19 protein-coding genes are annotated in these 21,483 nt (G+C 69.5%); 6 read left to right on the top strand and 13 right to left on the bottom strand.

The window, feature by feature from the left end:
- From ABN034_RS30685 to ABN034_RS30670, 4 genes are all read right to left on the bottom strand, one after another.
- On the bottom strand, positions 1-1,809 hold a 1,809-nt coding region (locus ABN034_RS30685; protein ID WP_502879122.1), incomplete at its 3' end, for a glycoside hydrolase family 38 N-terminal domain-containing protein.
- Positions 1,810-1,925: 116 nt separating this feature from the next.
- Positions 1,926-2,429 (bottom strand): DUF6912 family protein, encoded by a 504-nt coding sequence (locus tag ABN034_RS30680; protein ID WP_349694466.1) that lies wholly within the window; start codon positions 2,427-2,429, stop codon positions 1,926-1,928.
- Between the two features lie 90 nt (positions 2,430-2,519).
- Complete coding sequence (locus ABN034_RS30675) at positions 2,520-3,674, bottom strand: patatin-like phospholipase family protein (RefSeq protein ID WP_349694465.1); 1,155 nt, start codon at positions 3,672-3,674, stop codon at positions 2,520-2,522.
- Positions 3,675-3,713: 39 nt separating this feature from the next.
- Positions 3,714-5,168 carry a WS/DGAT/MGAT family O-acyltransferase gene (locus tag ABN034_RS30670; RefSeq protein ID WP_349694464.1) on the bottom strand — a complete coding sequence of 485 codons (1,455 nt, stop codon included), beginning with the start codon at positions 5,166-5,168 and terminating at the stop codon, positions 3,714-3,716.
- 99 nt (positions 5,169-5,267) lie between these two features.
- On the opposite strand from ABN034_RS30670, the gene ABN034_RS30665 reads away from it, so the two are divergent.
- Both ABN034_RS30665 and ABN034_RS30660 read left to right on the top strand, forming a co-directional pair.
- Positions 5,268-5,654, top strand: a complete 387-nt coding sequence (locus ABN034_RS30665) for a cupredoxin domain-containing protein (protein WP_349694463.1) — start codon at positions 5,268-5,270, stop codon at positions 5,652-5,654.
- Positions 5,655-5,659: 5 nt separating this feature from the next.
- On the top strand, positions 5,660-7,072 hold the full coding sequence (locus ABN034_RS30660; RefSeq protein ID WP_349694462.1) for a hypothetical protein: 1,413 nt from the start codon (positions 5,660-5,662) through the stop codon (positions 7,070-7,072).
- Positions 7,073-7,083: 11 nt separating this feature from the next.
- On the opposite strand, the gene ABN034_RS30655 is transcribed toward ABN034_RS30660, so the two are convergent.
- Both ABN034_RS30655 and ABN034_RS30650 read right to left on the bottom strand, forming a co-directional pair.
- Positions 7,084-8,388, bottom strand: a complete 1,305-nt coding sequence (locus ABN034_RS30655) for a CpaE/TadZ family protein (protein ID WP_349694461.1) — start codon at positions 8,386-8,388, stop codon at positions 7,084-7,086.
- 24 nt (positions 8,389-8,412) lie between these two features.
- Positions 8,413-9,021 (bottom strand): hypothetical protein, encoded by a 609-nt coding sequence (locus ABN034_RS30650; protein ID WP_349694460.1) that lies wholly within the window; start codon positions 9,019-9,021, stop codon positions 8,413-8,415.
- A 338-nt stretch (positions 9,022-9,359) separates the two neighbouring features.
- Between ABN034_RS30650 and ABN034_RS30645 the strand changes: the two genes are divergently transcribed.
- On the top strand, positions 9,360-9,593 hold the full coding sequence (locus ABN034_RS30645) for a helix-turn-helix domain-containing protein (RefSeq protein ID WP_349327078.1): 234 nt from the start codon (positions 9,360-9,362) through the stop codon (positions 9,591-9,593).
- Positions 9,594-9,672: 79 nt separating this feature from the next.
- On the opposite strand, the gene ABN034_RS30640 is transcribed toward ABN034_RS30645, so the two are convergent.
- A complete protein-coding gene (locus tag ABN034_RS30640) occupies positions 9,673-10,188 on the bottom strand; it encodes a hypothetical protein (RefSeq protein WP_349694459.1) in 516 nt (171 codons plus the stop codon).
- A 399-nt stretch (positions 10,189-10,587) separates the two neighbouring features.
- Here ABN034_RS30640 and ABN034_RS30635 point away from each other — a divergent pair, with 399 nt between their 5' ends.
- Both ABN034_RS30635 and ABN034_RS30630 read left to right on the top strand, forming a co-directional pair.
- Positions 10,588-11,427, top strand: coding sequence for a LysM peptidoglycan-binding domain-containing protein (locus tag ABN034_RS30635; RefSeq protein WP_349327076.1), 840 nt, complete (start codon positions 10,588-10,590; stop codon positions 11,425-11,427).
- Positions 11,428-11,512: 85 nt separating this feature from the next.
- Positions 11,513-12,142: an Rv3235 family protein gene (locus tag ABN034_RS30630; protein ID WP_349694458.1), complete on the top strand. Its 630-nt coding sequence runs from the start codon at positions 11,513-11,515 to the stop codon at positions 12,140-12,142.
- An 89-nt stretch (positions 12,143-12,231) separates the two neighbouring features.
- Here ABN034_RS30630 and secA read toward each other — a convergent pair whose 3' ends face one another.
- Positions 12,232-15,063 (bottom strand): preprotein translocase subunit SecA, encoded by a 2,832-nt coding sequence (gene secA / locus ABN034_RS30625; protein WP_349694457.1) that lies wholly within the window; start codon positions 15,061-15,063, stop codon positions 12,232-12,234.
- 280 nt (positions 15,064-15,343) lie between these two features.
- Here secA and ABN034_RS30620 point away from each other — a divergent pair, with 280 nt between their 5' ends.
- Complete coding sequence (locus ABN034_RS30620) at positions 15,344-16,477, top strand: GNAT family N-acetyltransferase (RefSeq protein WP_349694456.1); 1,134 nt, start codon at positions 15,344-15,346, stop codon at positions 16,475-16,477.
- 266 nt (positions 16,478-16,743) lie between these two features.
- Here the strand turns inward: ABN034_RS30620 and ABN034_RS30615 are convergent, their stop codons facing one another.
- The 5 genes from ABN034_RS30615 to ABN034_RS30595 form a co-directional block, all read right to left on the bottom strand.
- The gene (locus ABN034_RS30615) at positions 16,744-17,454 is read right to left on the bottom strand and encodes an HAD family hydrolase (protein WP_349694455.1); all 711 of its coding nucleotides are present in this window, start codon (positions 17,452-17,454) and stop codon (positions 16,744-16,746) included.
- Positions 17,455-17,503: 49 nt separating this feature from the next.
- The gene (locus ABN034_RS30610) at positions 17,504-18,709 is read right to left on the bottom strand and encodes a winged helix-turn-helix domain-containing protein (RefSeq protein ID WP_349694454.1); all 1,206 of its coding nucleotides are present in this window, start codon (positions 18,707-18,709) and stop codon (positions 17,504-17,506) included.
- A 103-nt stretch (positions 18,710-18,812) separates the two neighbouring features.
- The gene (locus ABN034_RS30605; protein ID WP_349327066.1) at positions 18,813-19,229 is read right to left on the bottom strand and encodes a response regulator; all 417 of its coding nucleotides are present in this window, start codon (positions 19,227-19,229) and stop codon (positions 18,813-18,815) included.
- 199 nt (positions 19,230-19,428) lie between these two features.
- Positions 19,429-20,214, bottom strand: coding sequence for a ribosome hibernation-promoting factor, HPF/YfiA family (hpf, locus tag ABN034_RS30600; RefSeq protein ID WP_349694453.1), 786 nt, complete (start codon positions 20,212-20,214; stop codon positions 19,429-19,431).
- A gap of 512 nt (positions 20,215-20,726) precedes the next feature.
- Complete coding sequence (locus ABN034_RS30595) at positions 20,727-21,479, bottom strand: ComF family protein (RefSeq protein WP_349694452.1); 753 nt, start codon at positions 21,477-21,479, stop codon at positions 20,727-20,729.
- Positions 21,480-21,483: the final 4 nt, after the last annotated feature.

The following is a 21,483-nucleotide window of genomic DNA, read 5'->3' as shown; positions in this document are numbered from 1 at the left end:
GTGGGTGGGTGGGCCGGTCGCGGTCCATGCCGGCGTCGCGGGAGGGCCACCGTGGATGAGCCGGTACGTACGCCAGCCGAGAGCGGGTACGCCGTCGGCGCGGAAGACCAGCGTGCCCCGGTCCCGCACGGACGGCACGTCCGCTCCGGCGTCGTCGACCAGCCTTCCCGGCGGGCACCCGACGACCCGGGCGAGTTCGGAGCGGTCGAAGCCGAGCGTGTTCACGACGACGACCGGCGTACTTTCGCCTTCTCCTGAAGGCTTTTCGGCGGGGCCGGTGTCGATCCGGGTCATGAGCGCGTCGAGGGCGGTGTCGCGGCACGCGGTCGCCAGGTCGTACGCCTCCCGCCAGCCCGCGAGCAGGTCGATGTAGACCTGGTCCGACTCCGACCCGGTGATGGCGTCCTGGTGCGCGCCGTACGCGAGCTGCCGCCACACCTTGTCCAGCGCGGCATCGGGATAGCGGCCGAGGCCGAGCAGCGCCGCCAGGGTCGCGAGCTTCTCCGCGTCGATGACGGCGATCTCCGCCGCGCGCTGGGCCTGCTTGGTGTCGATGTACGACACGTCCTTGCCGGTGTAGATCGGGTTCATGTCCCGCGTCTGCGGACTCGGCCGCCGGCCCGTCGCGTACATCTCGGTGCGTACGGCGTCGAGGAAGTCGCGCGGCGTCCCGCAGACGAACCGCGGCCAGACGTACCTCGCGTTCCACGAGCGGTGGATCGCGGTCACCCACTTGTTCGGCGGGGCGTAGTCGGTGCCGACCGGCAGCATCAGGTGCCGGGTCGCCGCGACCGGCTTGAGGATCCGGTACATCGCGTAGACGGCGAGCTCGGCATCGGCGAGGGTGGCCGCCGAGTTCATCCACCATCCGGCGGAGTAGTGGTTCGGCATGTAGTGGGTGAGCACGCCGCGACCGCTCGGCGAGATCCACTCGAACTCCGACGGAAACTGCATCGCCGACGCGTCGGCGCGGGCCATGCCGAAGTTCTTCTGGACCGGCCCCCACTGGTGGTACGGCCCACGGGCCCACGCGCTGCCGGTCAGGCCGGCGTCGGCGAGGTACCCCGGCAGCTGGGGGTCGTGGCCGAAGACGTCGAGCTGCCAGGCCGTCGTCGGGTCGCCGCGCAGGATGTCACGCTGGTAGCCGATGCCGTAGACGATGTTGCGGATCGTCGTCTCCGCACAGCTGAGGTTCGTACTCGGCTCCGTGTACGTACCACCGACAAGTTCGACGCGGCCCTCCGCGAGAAGCTTCCGCAGGTCGGCCCTACGTTCGGGCTGCGTGTCGAGATAGGGCTTCAGATAGTCGATCTCGGCGAGAACGAACGTGTAGTCCGGGTCGCGGAGCGCCAGGTCGATGTGGGCGTCGACGAGTGCGAACCCGTTTCGCTCCCACGGTCGGGGCGGCGAAGCGTCACCCGGCAACCCGCCCACGGGCATCTCGGCGGAGCTGCTCGGCGAGTTCCACCAGACCGGGTCATAGTGGAAATGCGAGACCAGGTACATCGTGTAGCCGGGCTTCTCGACCGTGACCGTGGTGTCGAGGCTGGTGTCGCCGACCGTGACCGTCACCGGGACGGTGTTGCCAGGTGGCACATCCGGAAGGTCCAGCCCGACTTCGACAACCACCACGCCCACGCCCGCCGGGACCATGGCCGTGCCGGTGACGCCATCGCCCCTGACGCTCAACCGGATCGGCTCCACGAGCGTGCGGCTGAGCGTCACGCGAAGGACCTGGCGTGGCGCGTCCGGCGTACCGACGAACAGATCCGTGGACTCGGCCGCGGCGAGCTGGAACGGCACGGGCACCCCTCCGACGCTGCTGTCGCACTCGCCCGAATCGCGCTGATCGGGTCACGTTCACCCGCGAGGTCGAGGCGGTAGCAGCTCGAAGTTACTGCATTCTCACGCAGCGTCCGGGCGGTTTACGCTCTGTCCGCCTTGTCCAGCAGGTCCGGGATCTCCTGGCGCGCGAACCACATCAACTCGTGGGCGCCCGCCTCGTCGACGATGAACGAGGCGTCCTCCTCACCTGCGTCAGCCTCGACCACGGCGTCCACCGCCGCGCGTACGGCATCCATCGCCTCGCGGTCGTCGACGTGGACAGCTTCGATCGCCTCCAGAGGCAGTGCCGCGTTGATCGTCACCGCCGCGCGCCCTTCCGCCGGATTGGCGGACACCATGCCGTCAGGCGCCTCCGCCGCCACCACCGTCCGGCGCCGTGGCGCGTCGGGATCGAGCCGCAGCTGGTGCAGGGAACCGCGCGCGGCAGCGGCCATCGCCGCGTACTCCAGCTCCTCCTGATCGCCTTCGGCGTACCACTCCCGCAGCGTCGGCGTCACCGCGTAGGCAAGCGTGGGTGGCCCGAAACCGCCCTGCGCCACCGTGTCGGCCAGCTGGGTGAGGGTCATCCCGAGGTACACGCGCATCCTGTCGTCCTTCGTGCGGTCCGGTGCCTGCTCTCCGCCGGCATCCCTCTGACGCGGGACGCTGGTCTCTCGCATCCCGCACCCAGGACGCTATCGCTCGTCGCGCCGCCGACTCGCCGCGCCGCCGGATCGACCACCCCGGCCCTTGCCATTGCCGCTGTTGCCACCACGCTTGCCACCGTTGGACGCGCCGCCCCGCTCGCCCTCGCTGGACTTACTGACCGGGCCGCCACTCTTGCGGCCGCCGTTACGCCCGGAAGTACGTTCGTCCGGAGAACGCCGGACCGTGGCCTGTCCAAGCCGAGCTCGGCGCATCCCGCGCACCGTCGCACGGCTGGTACGCATCGACGTCTCCAGGACCTCCAGTCGGCGATGCTCGTCCATCGGGTTGGTGCCGAGTGCCACCAGGTCCTCTGCCGACGGCGCGATGATCGTGACCTGAGTGCCCTCCGCCCGCAGCTGCTCGACCTCGCGGTTGAGCTGGCGGGTCAGCGCCCGGCGCCAGTGCTGCAGCATCCACAGCGACGGCCCCATCGAGTTCGGCGACGCCAGCCAGGCCAGCGGGGCGACGACGTAGACCTCGTCGAGCCGATGACCCGCGATCAGGTCGGCGGAAGCGATCGAGGTGGTACCGCCGTCGACATAGACCCGGCCGTCGATCTCGACCGGTGCGAACCAGCCCGGGATGGCGCACGAGGCGGCGACCGCCTGCGCCGGCACGATCAGGCCGTCGCCCTCCGGCCGGCCCAGCGCGACCCGCCCGCCCGCGTCATAGTCCATCGCCACCGTCTGCAGACGCGGATGCTTCGGCCAGTCCGGGAGGATCTGCTCGATCAGTTCGGCGAGGGCCTGGACCGAACCCCGGCCGCGGGGAACCAGACCCGCCAGGACGACCGGAGCGCTCAGCAACCGCCGATCGCGTACGACGGCGGCGAGGAGCCGCGCCGACCCCACGCCGGGCCACGGAGCGGGCGGGCGGCCGCCCAGCGCGTAGTCGAACTCCACCTCCGCGAGCGGGCTCCCGTCGAGCACCTCGCCGCGCTGGTGGGCACGCTGCTCGTGCGGTGAGACACCGGCCGCGAGCAGCGCGGCCACCACAGACCCCGCGGACGTACCGAGAAGAGCATCGACCTTCGTCGCGTCGAGGCCGGTTTCCTCCTCGAGGGCACAAAGCGCGCCAATCATCCAGGCCGCACCCAGGACACCACCCGCGCCGAGTACCAGTCCGCGTCGCGGGCTACTCATGGCGTCCTCCTCACCGTCGGCTCAGAGTCCTCCTGCCTCTCAGTGTGCCGTGCCTTTGCGACGCTGTGCCGGACGTTTGCCCGCCCGGGACTTCTTGGGGGCCTGTTCCGCCGCATCAACCAACTCAGTAAGGGCATCCGGGATGCACTGCGCAAGGACGTCGAGGTCGGACATGGCGACACGATCCGCGTTGAGGCCAAAGTAGACTGCCCCGTTGTACGACGTGAGTCCGATAGCGAGGGCCTGTCCCTTGGCGAGCGGAACGACCGGATAGGTCGAGACCATCGTGGCCCCGCCCACGTAGAGCGGGGTCTGGGGCCCCGGAACGTTCGTGACCACCAGGTTGAAGATCCGCCGGGACAGCGAGCTCGCGACCCGGGCGCCCAGCGCGTGCAGCGTCGGCGGGGCGAAGCCGGCCATCCCGGCAAGGGTCCGCGCGCGCACCGCCCGGCCGGTCTCCTGATGCGCCCTCATGGCGTAGGACACCTGGTGCAGGCGCATGGTCGGGCTACCCTCGCCGACCGGCAGGTCGACAAGGTACTCGGCGACCCGGTTCGGCCCCTCACCAGTGAGCACGCTGACGGGAACGAGCGCGCGCACCGACATGTTGGCGGCCACCCTCACCCCTCGGGTGAAGAGCCAGGCGCGCAGGGCCCCGGCGACGGTCGCGAGGATCGCGTCGTTGACGTCCCCGCCGAGGCGTGCCCGGATGCCGCGGTAGTCGTCCAGCCGGGTCTCCACCGTGGCGAATCTGCGCTGGGCACCGATCGGCACGTTCAACGGACTCCCCGGCGCGGGACTGGCCGCCGTCCGCATGGCGGCCGCCACACTGCCGACCGCTCCGCCGACGGTCCGGGCGACCCAGCCGCCGGCAACGGGCAGGTCCGACACGGCGCGGCGGGCCGACTCGACGAGATTCCCCGGCCGGTGAACGGCGTCGACCACCGCTCCCGCGAGCAGCTCCAGCGCTGACGGCTCCATGGCGGGCACCCAGCCGTCAGCGGGACCGTCCGGCGCCCCGGGCGAGACGTCCAGCACCACCTGCCCGATGTCGACCGCGGACACCCCGTCGATCACCGCCTGGTGGGTCTTGGACAAGAGCGCGAACCGGCCGTCCTCGAGACCCTCGACGAAGTACATCTCCCACAGCGGACGGGACCGGTCCAGTGGCCGGCTCATGATCCGTGCGACCAGCTCCCGAAGCTGCTGCGGGGTCCCTGGCCGCGGCACCGCGGACGGGCGTACGTGGTAGGTGAGGTCGAAGTCCTCGTCGTCCACCCAGACCGGATTGGCGAAGTTCCCCGGCACCGACTTGAGACGCTGCCGGTAGCGGGGAACGTAGGCCAGTCGCTCCCGCACCACGGCGAGCAGGCGGTCGACGTCGAACCCGCCCTCCGGCGGTTCGAACAGCTCCACACTGCCCACATGCATCGGCGTCGTCGGCTCCTCCAGATAGAGGAACGACATGTCCAACGCACTCAGCCGGTCCGGCATCCCGCGTACCTCCCTGGAGGGGCTCTAACACAGTCCGCGTACGGTGAGTCGCCCGAGGTGTCCCGAATTTCGTACCGTACCTGTCGGAGGACTCGACTTATGCCCGCCCGCGCCCGACTGATGCCTGCTCTCGTCGCCGGAGTCCTCGTCGTGTTCGGCTTGGTCGGCGGGTGTGCCGGCGGGTCTGACGGAACCGGATCATCAGACAGTACGCCGCCGCCGGTCAAGCGGCTCACCGTCAAGATCGCCGACGGTGAGGTGTCGCCCAACGCCGCCCGGGTGGAGGTGGCCGACGGCACACCGATCGAGATCACGGTCACCAGCGACGTCGCGGACCGGCTGCACGTGCACGGATACGACGAGGAGGTCGCGGTCGAGCCGGACAAGCCGGGCACCCTGGAGTTCGTCGCCGACGAGGCCGGCCGGTTCGAGATCGAGCTGCACGACGCCGACCGGCTCGTCTACCAGCTCGTCGTCCTCCCGTGACGCCCATGCTCAGCAGCACTGTCGGAGGCAGCGTCGGCGTCGGTCAGGGCGTCGGTCAGGGCGGCACGATCCTGGCGCACGGGATCGGCGGACGCGGCGACCTTCCCGTACCTTTCTCGCTCGCGCTGACCGGCGCGGCGGCCGCCCTCGTCGTGTCGTTCGTCATCCTGGCCTGGTCGTGGCCGGCGCCACGCTTCGACAACCGCGAAACGGGACGGGTGTTGCCTCTTGCCCTGACGCGGGTGGTCGACGCCGGCGTCTTCCGATCGGCGCTCCGAGTGCTCGGCCTACTGGCGACTGCGTACGTCGGTGTCGCGGCCATCTTCGGGCCCGACCTGCTGGTCAACCCCACGTTCGGCGTTGTCTACGTCCTGCTCTGGGTCGGGCTTGTCCCGCTGTCGGTGGTGTTCGGCCCGGTGTGGAGGTACCTCAACCCCCTGCGGCCCCTCCATCTGCTGCTCGCGCGGCTGCTCCGGGTTCCGCCGGTCGAGGGCCTGATTCCCCTGCCGGCCCGGCTGGGCGCCTGGCCGGCAGCCGTCGGCCTGTTCGCGTTCGTGTGGCTCGAACTGGTCGCTCCCGACGCCACCTCCCTCGCCGTGGTCCGGATGTGGGTCACCGCGTACGTCGTCCTGTCACTGCTCCTCGCCCTCGTGTACGGGGCGCGGTGGTTCGACCGGGGCGATCCGTTCGAGGCGTACTCGACGTTGTTCGGTCATCTCTCGCCCTTCGCCCGACGCCCCTCGGACGGACGGCTGGTGCTTCGCAATCCCCTCGCGCACCTCGCCGGGTTGGGTAGCGGACCCGGATCGGTCGCGGTGGTGGCCATCCTGTTGGGTTCCACGGCGTACGACGGTTTCTCACAGAGCACGACATGGATCGGGTTCGTTCAGGGTTCGGGGATTCCGGAGGTACTCGCGGGCACGGGCGCGCTGGCGGGGTCCATCCTCGTGGCCGCCGGGTCCTTCTGGCTGGCGACCGTGCTTGCCGGGGGCCTGGCGGGAGGCGGAGCGAGCGAACGTACGTCGTCGGCGCCATGGCTGCGGTCCGACCTGCCCGGAGCGTTCGCCGGTTCGGTCGTACCGATCGTGCTCGGCTACCTGATCGCCCACTACTTCACGCTGCTGGTCCTCGAAGGGCAGCAGACATTCATCTATCTGTCGGATCCGCTGGCGAACGGCGCAAACCTGCTTGGCCTTACCGGACGCGACGTCGACCCGTCGATCGCCAACAACCCTCAGCTGGTGGCAGGGGTGAAGGTCGGCGCCGTCGTCGTCGGCCACGTTCTCGGTGTGATCGCCGCCCACGACCGAGCGGTCGCGCTCTTTCCCCGACGGACGGCCCTGCTGGGACAGATCCCCCTGCTGGTCGTGATGGTCTGCTACACGCTGGCCGGGTTGACCCTTCTCTTCGCCACCTAGCTGGCGGGACCCTAGGCCTTCTTCCGCCTGCGCTGACGGGGCAGCGTGATTCCCATGAGGTCGGCCGCGAAGTTCCGCAGCGGCAACCGGGCGGGCGATTTGGGCGCCACCTCGGCCAACGACCTGCCCTGGGCGATCGCGGTGTCGAACGAGAACCGGTCGTAGGGCACGCAGACCACCGCGTCCACACCGGCGTACCTCCGCAACGCGTCCCTGATCTGGCCCTCGGCGTCACCACCGACCGGTCCCTTGCGGACGCTGTTGACCACGACCCTGACCGCCACGCCAGGCACCGCCTCGCGGAGTTCCTCCAGCCCACGGATCAGTCGCTGCAACCCGATCGGGTCGGCCGCACCGACGGCGATGACGGTGGTGGCGCGTTCGATCGTCGTGAGCGTCGCGCCGTTACGGCGCGGCGCCGCGGTGTCGAAGGAGATCTCCTCGTCCTGCTCCAGGCAGAACCCGCAGTCGACGACGGTCGCGGCGGCCAGTTGCCGAGCCAGGTCCCAGACCTGCTCGAGCGCCGAGGTCCGGAGCTCGGGCCACCGGTCGGCCCGCTGGATCCCGGTGAGCACCCGAAGCCGGGGCAGCACTTCCCGGGCGTGCCGGGCGAGGCCCGCCAGGTCGAGTGAGCCGCTGTTGGCCGACCGGCATGCCGCCGCCAGGCCGGGCGCCTCGTCGAGCAGTCCCAGTGCCTGTGCGACCACACCGCCGTAGACATCTGCGTCGGCGAGCAACGTCGGTACGCCGAACGTCGAGAGCTCGGTCGCCAGCGTCAGCGCCACCGTCGTACGCCCCGGCGCTCCCGCCGGTCCCCACACGGCGAGCAACTGGCCGGTACCCGTGCCCGTCTCCGGAGTGACTCCGACGTCCTGCATCGGCGGCAGTGACGGCATCGCACCCCACGGGTTGGAGACCGCAAAGTCCGGCTCCGGTGCGCGGCCATGGGCGTGCGCGATCTCCACCGACTCGGCGACCGCGCCCGCAAGGACGTCGGCGGGCGCGTCAGCAGGGACCACCTTGGCGATGCCGATCCGGTGCAGACGTTCCTCGCCCTCGGTGTCCCCTGGCGACACCACACCGACGACGGCTACACCGCCCGCGATCAGCCGAGCGACTGCCTCGCGGTCGAGTCGGCGCAGGTCGGCTGAGAGCAGGACCGCTCTGGCCTGGCCCGACTGCGCAGTGGCGAGAAGGTCGGGCAGGTCGACGCACCGGCGTACGACGTCAAGACCGAGCGAGCTCCGCTCCAGCGCGGAGACCAGGTCGGACTCCCATCGCGCACCGGTGACGGCTGTCAGGACTGGGAGGGACACGATCCCACCTCGGCTCTCACGATCTCACTTCGGCTCTGGGGCTACATGTTTGACGACAACCGCCTTCGCGTTGGCCGCGTGCGCCACCAGATCCTCGAGGGACATCCCACCGCTTTCCTTGTCGCGAGCCAACCGGATGGTCGCGCTCGACTCACCACCGCTGATGCCATCGCCCTCGGGGATGTTGACCACGATGATGTCCGTCGCGCCGACCACGGCCGCCTTGGGTGGGAACGCGTCGTCCTCGGAGGCGACGAAGTAGACGTCGACCCGATCGCCCGCGCGCAAGGACTTCGGCAGCAGACTCGGCAGCACGGGGATGGGCGCATCCTCCAGCTGACGGTCAGGGTCGTCCGTCCAGGAGTCACGAGGAAGGAACTCCTCCCCGCCGACAGACCGGAGCATCCGCGCGCCCTCCGGGATCTCCTCCCGGGCCGACACGTAGCGGTCCGCGTCCTCCTGGCTGGTGAACTGCACCTTCTTCGCGACGAGGGCGTCCTTCGTGAGTGGCATGGCCGGCTCGAGCCTGACGTCTTCCCTCAACGCCCAGATCTCGACCGTCTGGTCGGCAGCTGCGACGACCCTTGCTCCCAACACCATCGAGACGAGCACCAGCAGGATGCCGAGGAACAACTTGGGATCGAGCCAGCGAGGTCGCGATTGCCGAGTGGCCTTGGGGGACGGCACATCCGACAAGGTCTTCCTCCGGATTCGCAGGGTCGTGGTGGTTTCGTGGCCTAAAGGCGTCGAGACACAGTACGACACCATGCGTGACAGGTGCGCGGTCCGGCCACATCGGGCCGCCGAGCCCGCCAAAAGCCTTCACGGAGCGTTCTGCTAGATATACGTTCCGCGTTCACGTCGCTGGAGACGTAGCCGCGACCCGCCCCAGGGTCCTGTGGACAACCGAACGCAACCACAAGCAAACGCGTGGCAGACTGGCTACGCGCCACGTTCGGAAGGAGCTCCCCTTGCCCGTCACGCCGAGGTTCTTGCAGTTGGCCGATGTTGCGGACGTTCTCAACATCTCAGCCGCGCAAGCCTATGCCTTGGTCCGCAGCGGCGAGCTCCCCGCGATCAAGATCGGCGGCCGCGGCCAGTGGAGGGTGGAGGCCGCCGCGCTCGAGAAGTACATCGAGCGCATGTACTCCGAAACCCGGGACTTCATCTCCGCCCACCCCTACGGCAAGGCGGACGAGTTCTAGGGCCTGCCTCCCGAGCCTGCGCGGTTCAGCCGCCCAGCGCGCCACGCCCGCGGACGAGAGCATCCGCGCGAATGGACCCTCACGACCGGCGTACGAACGAGACGCCGGCGAACGGCACGGTCCGGATGCCCCGAATGTCCCTCGTCCGCCGGATCTCCGCCTGGCCGTGCTCGGCCATCTCGAAGAAGTCCGCACCCACCCGGTCGATCGTCCCGGTGACCGCCGTCGCGTCGCGGAGCGCCACCAACACCGCCGCCCGGTCGCGGGCGATCCCGCGGAGCGCGTAGCCCAGCGTGAGCCTCGCCGCGACCTTGCCTTCGCTGCCGGGCGCGGCGGTGAGACCGCCGAGCCCGGTCAGGCCGGTGATGGCGTCCAGCGGGATCAGGGCTTCGAGACGGTGCTCTTCGGCGACCAGGAGCCAGTCGGCGCCGACACCGGCAACCGTCCCCGCGATCTTGACACCGCCCAGGGTGAAGACGGTGACGGGATGCCCGAACGTCGGTCGCAACCGGTCGACCAGCCGGAAGCGCGCGACCTCGCGCCTGGTCCGGTCGGCCAGCTCCGAGGTGAGCTCAGCGGCCTCGAGCTCCGCCATCTGAGCATCCAGATCTTCGAAAAGACTCTCCCAGCGCACCGGCCAACCGTACTGGTCCACGCCGACCCGTCAGACGACCCCAAGCATCCAGTCACCGGCAAATAGATTCAAACGAAGGCAAGCGCATGCGTAATGTCGACTTTGGTCGCTTCCAGCTGTTACGCAAGTCTTCGCGGAGCTGAAATGGGGACTGGGTTTGAACCATCCACGCTGGTTCCTGCGTCCAACCAACCATGGGACACACGCAGTCGATCCGGCATCTTTGCTGGTCAGAGCGCATTTCCAGGACGTCGGCACCGACAGCGTCGCACGTCGTACGACCGCAGCCAGGTTGACAGCGCCGCTAACAGCAGAGTATGAAAGCAAACGCAAGCAAACGAAGGATCTGGAGGCGAAGCCATGAGGATCGTCCGTCGAGTGCTCTCCCCGGTCGGGGTGCTCCTTGCATTCGTCGGCGGCGGATGGGCGCTTCGCTGGCTGACAGCCGGTAGCTGGACCGCGGTCCAGGGCCCCAATCCGACCTTCGACGCGCTTCTCGTCCTCCTCGTCGCCGTGCTCGCGTGGGCCTGCTTCGCCTGGCTCGCACTCGGCACTCTGCTGATGGCCCTCTCGGTGATTCCTGGAGCACTCGGAGCAGCTTGCGGCTCACTCGCGGAGCGACTCACGCCCGCCGTCTACCGTCGGGCCGCCCGGGTCGCGCTCGGCCTCTCGGTCGCCGCAGGACCGATCCTCGGGGCACTTCCAGCCAACGCGGCAACGGTCGACCAGCCGACGCAGGCGGCCGCGGCGGCGCAACTCCTCCCCGGTCTCGACCGGCCGGGCACGTTCGGCGGTCAGGTCGAACAGCAACTCCCGAGCGGCGCCCAGCTCCCAGGCCTTGACCGGCCGGGCGGTATGGACCGGCCAGGCGGTGGCGACGTCCTCGACCAACTCCCGATGCCGGACCGGCCGGTCTCCGACCAGGGTGCCGGGCAGTCCGGGCTGCCCAATCCGGATCGCCCCATCTCCCGGGATCCGGTGACCCGCCCCGCTGTCCGTCATGTCGACGACCAGCACCAGGTCGTCGTCAAGCGCGGCGACAACCTCTGGAACATCGCCAAGGCGAGCCTTCCCGACGGTGCCAGCAGCGCCGAGATCAACCGCGAATGGCACCGGTGGTACGAAGCCAACCGCCAGGTCATCGGGGACAACCCCGACCTGATCCTGCCGGGCCAGATCCTCACACCACCGCAGCGATGACCATGCCGTACGCATCAAACCAGCACCTCGATCACCAGCAGCAGACACAGCTCAGTAGGACATCTCGAACCGGGGGAATCCACCGATGACTGCCACCCAGACCATGCCGCGGCCAAGGACCCAGCACGACGTCCACCGGCTTCCCCGCCGGATCCCCGCGCCCGCTACCGAGCCGCCCTACGACGACGAGGGTGGCTTCGACACCGACGGCCAGCTCACCGACGGCGCACTCGCACTGGACATCTCCGCCAGCACGATGGTTGCCGAACCGGCCGTCGAGGAGCTCAGCGTCGCCCGCCACCTCCGCGTCGTGAAGGGGCCTGGCTCGAAGCGCCCGTCCGAGGACCCGTTCTTCGCACCACAGCCGACACCACGTGGCGCGCTCCCCGACCCGAAGTCGTGGTGCGGTCGGTTCGTTCAGGCCCTGATCGAGGTGCTCACCGGCGACCGTCCGTCCGCGCAGCTGCTGCGCTGGACCAACGAACGTGTCTACGCCGACGTCGTGGCGCGAGTACGCGCACTCGGCGGGGCACCGGTCACCGTCCGCGGCGGCCGTGGTCGGGTCCTCGTCCGGTCGGTCCACATCTGCGAGCCGCGCGACGGCGTGGCTGAGGCGGCCATCCACGTCAAGCACGGCGGACGTTCGCGAGCGGTCGCGGTCCGGGTCGAAGGACTCGACGGCCGCTGGCGGTGCACCGCACTGCGGCTCGGCTGACGTTCCGGTCGGCGGGCCCACCTGCGAGGGGGACGTACGAAGGCACCCTCGACTCCGGTCGAGAGGTGCCCTTCGTACGTATGAGCCCGTCAGCCGTCCATCCGGGCGCGGGCCTTGGGGTCGCCATGGCAGCGCTTGTACTTGCGCCCAGAACCACACGGACATGCCGCGTTGCGGGGAGTCCCCGAGTAGTCGGCGTGGGCACCGGGCGCGGCACCGGAGCGGGCAGCGGACTCGTTGCGGCGTACGACCCCGCCCTCTCCGTCGACCGTGGGTGCGCTGTAGGACAGGCGCGTCGGCCGCGCCGGCGCCGCGAGCCCACGGGCGACCACGCGCTGCGTGCGGGCTGACGGATCTGCGCTGTCGGTCGGTCCGGCCGACGGCTGGGCTCCGGCCGCGACTACCGGCTCCTCCGCGGTCGGCTCGGCCACCTGCACCTCGAGGTTGAACAGATAGCCGACCGACTCCTCCTTGATGGCATCCATCATCGCCATGAAGAGTTCGTAGCCCTCCCGTTGGTACTCCACCAGCGGGTCGCGCTGGGCCATCGCCCGCAGGCCGATTCCCTCACGGAGGTAGTCCATCTCGTAGAGGTGCTCGCGCCACTTGCGGTCGAGCACGGAGAGGATGACCCGCCGTTCGACCTCACGGAGCACCTCCGGCCCCAGCTCGGCCTCCCTGCGGGCGTACGCCTGGTGGGCGTCATCGCGGAGCCGGACGAGGAGGAAGTCGCGGCTGATGTTCTGCCGTCCGCCGGCCTCGGCCTCCAGCCGGGAGATTCCGAAGCTCACCGGGAAGATCTGCTTGAGGTCGGTCCAGAGCTGGTCCAGGTCCCACTCGTCCGGGTAGCCCTCGGTGGCGGCGGCGACGTACGCCTCGAGCGTGTCGTCGATCATCGGCTCGACCTGCTCGTGGACGTCCTCCCCCTCGAGGACCCGGCGGCGCTCGTCGTAGATGATGTGGCGCTGCCGGTTGAGTACGTCGTCGTATTTCAGGACGTCCTTGCGGATCTCGAAGTTCATCGCCTCGACCTGCGCCTGCGCCGACGCGATCGCTCCGGTGACCCGCTTGTTCTCGATCGGCATGTCGTCGGGGATGTTGAGCGTGTTGAGGACCCAGTCGACCCAGTCGGACTTGAACCGCTTCATCAGGTCGTCCTGCAGGGAGAGGTAGAACCGGCTCTCCCCCGGGTCACCCTGGCGCCCGGACCGGCCGCGCAGCTGGTTGTCGATCCGCCGGGACTCGTGCCGCTCGGTGCCGAGGACGTAGAGGCCGCCGAGGGCGGTCACCTCGTCGTGCTCGGCGGCTGCCGCCTTCCGGAAGCGTTCGAGAGTCGCCGGCCAGGCGGCTTCGTACTCCTCGCGGTTCTCGCTCGGGTCGAGCCCCATCGCGCGCAGCTCGGTGTCGGCCAGGAACTCGGCATTGCCGCCCAGCATGATGTCGGTCCCGCGACCGGCCATGTTGGTAGCGACGGTGACGGCGCCCCTGCGGCCCGCCTGGGCGATGATCGCTGCCTCCCGCGCGTGGTTCTTCGCGTTGAGCACCTCGTGGGGTACGCCGACGCGGACGAGCAGCGAGGACAGCAGTTCGGACTGCTCGACACTCGTCGTACCGACCAGCACCGGCTGACCTTTGGCATGGCGCTGGGCCAGATCCTCGACGACCGCGGCGAACTTCGCCTCCGTCGTGCGGTAGATCAGGTCCGGCTGGTCGGCACGGACCATCGGGCGGTTGGTGGGGATCTGCGTGACGCCAAGCTTGTAGATCTTGTCGAACTCCGCCGCCTCCGTCATCGCCGTACCCGTCATGCCGGCGAGCTTGTCGTAGAGGCGGAAGAAGTTCTGGATCGTGATCGTGGCGAAGGTCTGGTTCTCGTCCTTGATCGGGACGCCTTCCTTGGCCTCGATCGCCTGGTGCAGGCCCTCGTTGTAGCGGCGGCCCGCAAGGATCCGACCGGTGTGCTCGTCGACGATGAGCACCTCGCCGTCGACGACGACGTAGTCCTTGTCGAGCCGGAACAGCTCCTTGGCGCGGATCGCGTTGTTGAGGAACTGGACGAGCGGGGTGTGGACCGCTTCGTAGAGGTTCTCGATGCCGAAGTAGTCCTCGACCTTGTCGATACCACTCTCCAGCACGCCGACTGTGCGCTTCTTGATGTCGACCTCGTAGTCGACCTCCGGTCGCATCGAGGCGACGACCTTCGCGAAATCCCCGTGCATCCGCGAAGACCCCTCGGCGGCCGGGCCGGAGATGATCAGCGGCGTGCGGGCCTCGTCGATGAGGATCGAGTCCACCTCGTCCACGATGGCGAAGTGATGACCCCGCTGGACGCACTCCTCCAGGGACCAGGCCATGTTGTCGCGGAGGTAGTCGAAGCCGAACTCGTTGTTGGTGCCGTAGGTGATGTCGCAGGCGTACGCCTCGCGGCGCTCCGCCGGGGTCATGTGGGAGAGGATCACGCCGACCGAGAGTCCGAGGAAACGGTGGATCCGCCCCATCCAGTCGCCTTGGTACTTCGCGAGATAGTCGTTGACCGTGATGATGTGGACGCCCTCGCCGGTCAGGGCGTTGAGGTAGGCCGCCAGTGTCGAGACCAGCGTCTTGCCCTCACCGGTCTTCATCTCGGCGATGTGGCCCCGGTGCAGCGCGCCACCGCCCATGACCTGGACGTCGAAGTGCCGCTGGCGCACAGTCCGCTTCGCGGCCTCACGCACCGTGGCATAGGCCTCCGGCTCGATGTCATCCAGCGTCTCGCCCCCGGCCAGGCGGGCCCTGAACTCAGCGGTCATCTCCCGGAGCTTGGCGTCCGACATCGCCACGAAGTCCTCTTCGATGGCGTTGACCTCTTTGGCGACCTGGTGCAGCTTCTTGAGGGTTCGGCCCTCGCCGGCGCGCAGGATCTTGTCGAGCAGGACAGGCACGGACTCTCGGCTCCTCGTCGTAGCGGTTGCGACAACGCTGGTCAGTGGCTCGGCAGGCAGAGGGTGTCAACTCCTCCTGCCCGCCTCCGGCCATCGTAGGCGACATCTGCCACACCGTGTTTGCGCCGTCCTCGACCTTTTGCGGGGCATCCGACCCGTCCGCTCGCCCCGGAGGGCGCCCTTTGCCCCGCTTCTGACTCGCCTGCCCGGACCGGCCCGAGGAGGTGAGGGGGGTACACCCGGCCGGCGGCGTACGAACCGGGACAGGCACCCTGGGGGGATGGATTCCGTACGCCTATCCGCCGGACCCGTGGTGCTGAGGCGCCACCGCGACGACGACATCGACGGAGTGCTGGACCAGTGCGACGACCCGACGTCCCAGCGCTGGACGACGGTTCCCGTCCCCTATACGCGGGAGCACGCCGAGCAGTTCGTCCGAGAGCGGATCCCCACCGGCTGGAGTCGCGGCGACTACCTCGCGCTGGCGATCGCCGACGCCTCGACCGACGAGTACCTCGGCACGATCAACTTCGTCGTGGACGGTACGGGTGCCGGCGAGATCGGCTTCGGTCTGCGGGCCTCGGCTCGGGGCAGGGGCGCGATGGCGCCGGCGGTGCGGGCCGCCTGCGGGTGGGCGTTCGCATCCGACGGTCTCGGCCTCGGCGTGATCCACTGGCAGGCACACGTCGGCAACTGGCCCTCCCGCAAGGTCGCCTGGCGAACCGGATTCCGGCTCGAGGGCGCCGTCCGCGGCTTCTGCGTCTCCCGCGGCCAACGCTACGACGGCTGGATCGGCTCGCTGCGCGCCCAGGACCCCCGCGAGCCTGCCACGCCGTGGTACGACGTGCCGGTCCTCCGCTCCGACGCCTGCGTACTCCGGCCCTTCCGTACCTCCGACGCCGACGCCGTCGTGGAAGGCTGCGCCGACCCGGTGACCCAGCACTGGCTTGGCGGCTTGCCGACGCCGTACACCGCGGGCGAGGCCCTCGGCTACATCCAGAGCCGGGAGGAGGAGCACGCCATGGGCCGCGGGATCTACTGGGCCCTGGCCGACCCGGTCTCCGACCAGTGCATCGGTTCGTTCGGGCTGATGGGTGTCGACCACTCGACGGGGACCGCAGAGATCGGCTACTGGGTGCATCCGAAATCGCGTGGCCGTGGGGTCGCGACGGCGGCCACCCGGCTGGTGGTCCGGCATGCGGCCATCGCCACCGAGGACGGCGGGATGGGCCTGCGCCGGCTGACCCTGCGGGCCGCCGCCACCAACGTCGCCTCGGCGAAGGTGGCCGAGCGGGCGGGCTTCGTCGCGTCAGGGCGGGCGCGGGCGGCCGAACGGCTTGGCGACGGAACGTATGAGGACCTGATCGCCTTCGACCTTCTCACCAGCGAGCTGCCCGCTGACGCGGTGGCGTGACCGGGCGCGCACTGCGTGCGGGAGGCTGAAGGTTCGACGGACATGCGAAGGGCGGCTGCCTCCCACGCCGGACAGCCGCCCCGCTTCCCGGTGACCTTCGCCGCGGCCGTGTAAGCGCAGGGGTGGGCGCGAGCGACGTGGCCTCGCCGGGAGCCTGACCGAGCATGCCACCTTTGTCCCCGCGCTGAAAACCGGGTCCCCCAAATTCGTGCCGCATTTTCGTTCCGTATAACGAGGTTCTCATCTGGTGAGCAGGCCGACGCGGCTCACGTGACTGCCATCGCCCACTCGAGCGCGACCGGGAGGTGGGCCAGCGACGTGATCTCCGCGTGCGGGGTGATGCCGCGCGGCGCCGTCTCCCCGCAGCGGTTGAGCCAGACGCCACGCCAGCCAGCACATTGGGCGCCCACTACGTCGCTGTGCAGCGAGTCACCGACCATGACGGGGGCCGTCGTGAGATCCCCCGCAGCGGCCGCGGCGATGTCATAGAGCCGCCGATCGGGCTTGCTCACGCCGTGGTCCTGGGCGAGCACGACAGCCTCAAACCTTCCGGCCAGTCCGCAGCGCTCGGGGTCGCCGTTGCCGTTGGTGAGAAGCCCGAGTCGGTACGACGACGCGGCCAGCACATCGAGTGCGGGAACCACGTCGGGATAGAGCTCGATGTCGTCGAACCTGTGCCGCATGAACAGCTCGTACAGGTCCCGGGCAAGGTCAGGATCTGGCGGCCCGCAGCGCCGGACGGTCCGGTCGAACGCCTCCCATCGGATCTCGTCCATCGTCCAACCCACGTGGCGATGTTCCGTCGCGACCGCATCACGCTCCGCAATCAGGGTTTCCACAGTGAGTCGATCGGTCGCCGCTCCGGGCCGCCGGGTTCGCAACTCACGCAACGCAATCGCCAGCGCATGCCGCATCACGGATGTGAAGTCCCACAGGGTCTGGTCGCCATCGAAGAAGACGAAGGGCTTGCGCGTCATGGTGAGACGGCCCTGTCCGGACGGTGGGAAGCGGTCATCACGAACCTGGTCATGCCAGGACTGCCTTCTGCAGCGGCCGGGCGAGATCGCCACGGTCGACCACGTCGATGCCCGCGAGACCGAGCCACTCCGCCATGCTGGCGAGCTCTGCCGCGAGCTCCTCCGCGGTCTCCGGCGGTGCATGCTCCTCGGCGAACGCGGACTGCACGCGAAGGACCCGCGCGGCCCGGTCCGCCTTGAGATCGACCCGCGCGACGAACCGGTCGCCGAGCAGGAACGGCAGAACGTAGTAGCCGAAGACCCGCTTGGGCGCCGGCACATAGATCTCGATCCGGTAGTGGAATCCGAAGAGGTTCTCCGCGCGGTCACGCTCGAACACCACCGAGTCGAACGGACCGACCAGCGCCCGGGCACGGACGCGGCGCGGGATCCTGGCCTCGGTGTGGAGGTAGGCCTGGCGGTTCCAGCCGTCGATGCGTACGGGAGTCAGCTCACCGGCGTCGACGAGCTGCGTCACCGCGGTGGCCGTCTCCCGCGCGGTGAGCCGGAAGTAGTCCCGCAGGCATCGCTGGGTGGCCACGCCGTAGGCCCGGGCCGCGATCCGCACCAGCTCCCGGTGCGCCTCCTCGTCGCTCGGCGTGGGCGCGGCCGTGATCGCCGGCGGCAAGACCCGCTCGGGCAGGTCGTAGACCCGCTCGAAGGCGCCGTTGCGGCCGGCCGAGGTGACCTGGCCGGTGTAGAAGAGCCACTCGAGGGCGACCTTGACCGCACTCCAGTTCCACCCCCAGTTGTCCCGTGGCCCAGGAGGTGCGTCGTGCTCGATCTCGCGGGCTGTCAACGGACCCTTGTCAGCGACCTCGGCAAGCACCCAGTCGACGAAGCCGGGCTTCTCCTCCCCCATCCGCCGCATGTTTCCCCATGCCTCTTCGGCGGCACGGGCCATCCGGAAGCGCAGCGCCGGCTGCGTCTGCACCGGAACGAACGACGCGACATGCGCCCAGTACTCGAAAAGTCGCCGCGGCGCCCTGCCGGCCGCGCGGTCGAGCAGGGTCGTGGGATAGGGCCCGAGCCGGCTGTAGAGCGGGAGGTAATGCGCCCGGCTGAGGACGTTGACGGAGTCGATCTGCAGGAGCCCGACATGACGCAGCACGCGGTCGAGGGCCCGGACGTCGAGGCGGCCCGTCGGTCGCGGATCGGCGAACCCCTGGGCGGCGAGGGCGATGCGCCGGGCTCTGGCGGCGGTGAGCGTCTCCACGACCAGACATGGTGGCACGAACCACCGACAGCCACTCCTGTCGTCCGTCGGTCGTCGGGGTCGCGGGTGGCGGTTCAGTCCGGTCGTACCGACGACTGGCCGATCAGGCGGCGGCGCTCCTGGCGACCATCCGGATCGCACCGGCAACGTCGTCGATCGGGCTGTCCTTGTCCACCTGCCCGTCGGCGCCGAGGCGGATCAGCTGGTCGAGCGGTTGATTCCCGCCGGTGGCGAGGACGACGATGCGGGTGGACGGTGCCAACGCCTTGATCCTGCGGCGGGTGTCTACGCTGTCCCACGGCGGCATGCAGGGGTCGAGGAGGACGACGTCCGGCCGGCTCTCGGCGACCAGTCGGATGGCGGCCAGGCCGTCACGGGCCTCACCGACGACGTCGATGTCCTGCTCCTGGTCCAGCAGCAGGCGAAGACCCCTGCTGGAGAGCTCGTGATTGTCGACGACGGCGACCCGCAGGGGGCCTGGGTCGCATGGGGTTGTACGCAATGGCGAGGTCTTGACCACCTGCGAATAATTGCACGACCGCCAGACCCAGGCAGCGGTTTTCCGCAGGTCGGGCAAGAATTCCGCACTTCGGGCGAGTGGCCCCGCCGGGGGGCCGGCGGTCGGCGTACATCCGACCCCGGTCAGGGCGTACCGAACTCATGATCATGAAGATTCCGACGGCCACAGGTCCGCAGAATCTTCATGATCACGAACATGATCACGGGGTGACGGGCAACTCGGCCTCCGCACACTCCAGCCGGATCACGCCGTAGTCGTAGCCGCGCCTACGGTAGACCACACTCGGCCGTTGGGTGGCGGCGTCGATGAACAGGTAGAAATCGTGGCCGACCAGTTCCATCTCGTACAACGCCTGATCCAGCGTCATCGGCCGCGCCTGGTGGATCTTCTCGCGGACGACGAGGGGTCCGTCACCCTGAACCTCGATGCCGGCGACCGTCTCGACCTCGGTGTCGGTCTCGACGTCGGTGTCCGTCAGGACAGCCGGGCCAGCCCAGACATCGGCCTCTGGCGCGGTCGCGGCGATCGTGGAGGTCCTGGCGCCCGGACTCGACTCACCTCCGCCCGTCGCGCCGCTCTCCTCCCTGCCCGAGCCGCGCAGGCCGTTCAGCGGACGTCCGGAAGTCGATGGCGGGTCCAGGCCCGCCGTGGCCTGCGCCACGGAGATCGGGGTACGGGACCCGTGATGCACCCGGCGACGGTCGGCTGCCTTGCGCAATCGGGCGATCAGCTTGTCGAGCGCGAGATCCAGCGCGGTGAACCGGTCCGCGGCCGCTGCTTCTGCCCGCACCAGCGGGCCGCGTGAATAGACAGTGAGCTCGACGCGTTCAGAGCTCGAGGCGGACCGGGTGTGTTCCTTCGAGACCTCGACCTCGATGCGGATCACCCGCGACGTGAAGCGCTCCAGGCGCTTGATCTTGTCCTCGACATGCCGGCGAAAGCGGTCAGTCACCGCACAGTGACGACCTTGAACCACGACGTCCACGCGAACCTCCCCACTAGCAAACGCACTTGAGGTTGTGGCGCTCGTACCGAGGGCCGCTCTCACCTCCCTCGCTCCAGCCGGGAACGATCGTTCGAAATGGCCGTGTATACGTCCATACCCCACTTGGGTGCGACGTATAACGCCTGATTGCCCGAAAGCGTCGATGTGCCGCCTGGGCCGGAGTGGCACCCGCCCGGCCGACCTGGTCTTCGTCCCCACATCCGCCTGCCGAGGGTTTCGCGGTGGCTGATGCGCTTCGTACCACTACTCCCCTTCTCCCGGTCCGGAAGGTATCGGACCTCCCGTCGGGGCAGGGCTTACTTCTAAGCCGCACCGTGATCGGTCGACAAGAAGTCGCCTTACGTGGGCCGTTTCGCCTGCGGCTGGCATCGGCTTGCCAGACGCCGACGCGAAAGTCGACGCGACGTCCGGCGCAACCACGGACCCGGGCGGGTGCCATGTCGAAACGCTAACTCCCGCGCGACGATCCTGAAACCCGGGAAGCGCGTTGATCAGGACGGACGCATCGGCCCGCGGCGTTGGGTGGCCGCCACCACCGCCGCCGAGCGCACCTTCGCACCCGCCCGGCGGAGGGCGTTCGCGGCTTCGACGAGCGTGGTACCTGTGGTCACCACGTCGTCTACCAGGATCACGCACCGACCTGCCACCACTGATCGGAAGCGCTGCTTGACCTCGAACGCGCCGGCGAGGTTGGCCCGCCGCGAAGCTGCGTCGAGTCGACCCTGGTCGGCGACGGTACGCACCACCTCGAGGGCCCTGCAGACGCGCGGACCGCGACCGTAGAGACCCGACAGCCATCCCGGCCCCGTCGCCCGTCGGACGATCCGCAGGAGGGGGTCATGGCCCCTCGTACGTACCGCGGCCCGTCCGGACGGCACGGGCACGATCAGGACCGGCAACGATGTCGGCACAGGTGCAGGCAGCGCGGCAGCGGCGGAGAGGGCACCCGCCAGCGCGGCACCGAGCGGTGCGGCCAGGCTGGTCCGCCCACGTTCCTTGTGCGCGAGCAGAGCGGACCGGGCGACTCCGTCGTACGCCGACACCGCCCACACCGGCGGCAGCCCGGTGGGCGCCGGATCGGGTGCGGTCGGGAACGCCGGCCGGACGAGGAGCCGTTGACACGCAGGGCAGAGCGCGCGTCCCGGTCGGGTGCATCCCACACACCTGCTGCCGAGGAAGAGGTCGGCCGCGTCGTCACGGACCAGCCCGGCCACGAGAGCGCCCAGACCGGCGGCGCGCGTCACGCCG

It is taken from the genome of Actinopolymorpha sp. B11F2 (assembly GCF_040195635.1).
GTDB lineage: Bacteria > Actinomycetota > Actinomycetes > Propionibacteriales > Actinopolymorphaceae > Thermasporomyces.
This window is presented reverse-complemented; position numbering and strand designations above follow the sequence as displayed.

Bases quoted from the DNA above. Each gene is read 5' to 3' on its own strand.
- ABN034_RS30620 (WP_349694456.1), top strand. From the start codon at position 15,344: ATGGATTCCGTACGCCTATCCGCCGGACCCGTGGTGCTGAGGCGCCAC.
- ABN034_RS30660 (WP_349694462.1), top strand. From the start codon at position 5,660: ATGCTCAGCAGCACTGTCGGAGGCAGCGTCGGCGTCGGTCAGGGCGTC.
- ABN034_RS30630 (WP_349694458.1), top strand. From the start codon at position 11,513: ATGACTGCCACCCAGACCATGCCGCGGCCAAGGACCCAGCACGACGTC.
- ABN034_RS30665 (WP_349694463.1), top strand. From the start codon at position 5,268: ATGCCCGCCCGCGCCCGACTGATGCCTGCTCTCGTCGCCGGAGTCCTC.
- ABN034_RS30680 (WP_349694466.1), bottom strand. From the start codon at position 2,429: ATGCGCGTGTACCTCGGGATGACCCTCACCCAGCTGGCCGACACGGTG.
- ABN034_RS30640 (WP_349694459.1), bottom strand. From the start codon at position 10,188: ATGGCGGAGCTCGAGGCCGCTGAGCTCACCTCGGAGCTGGCCGACCGG.
- ABN034_RS30675 (WP_349694465.1), bottom strand. From the start codon at position 3,674: ATGAGTAGCCCGCGACGCGGACTGGTACTCGGCGCGGGTGGTGTCCTG.
- ABN034_RS30670 (WP_349694464.1), bottom strand. From the start codon at position 5,168: ATGCCGGACCGGCTGAGTGCGTTGGACATGTCGTTCCTCTATCTGGAG.
- ABN034_RS30615 (WP_349694455.1), bottom strand. From the start codon at position 17,454: ATGACGCGCAAGCCCTTCGTCTTCTTCGATGGCGACCAGACCCTGTGG.
- ABN034_RS30635 (WP_349327076.1), top strand. From the start codon at position 10,588: ATGAGGATCGTCCGTCGAGTGCTCTCCCCGGTCGGGGTGCTCCTTGCA.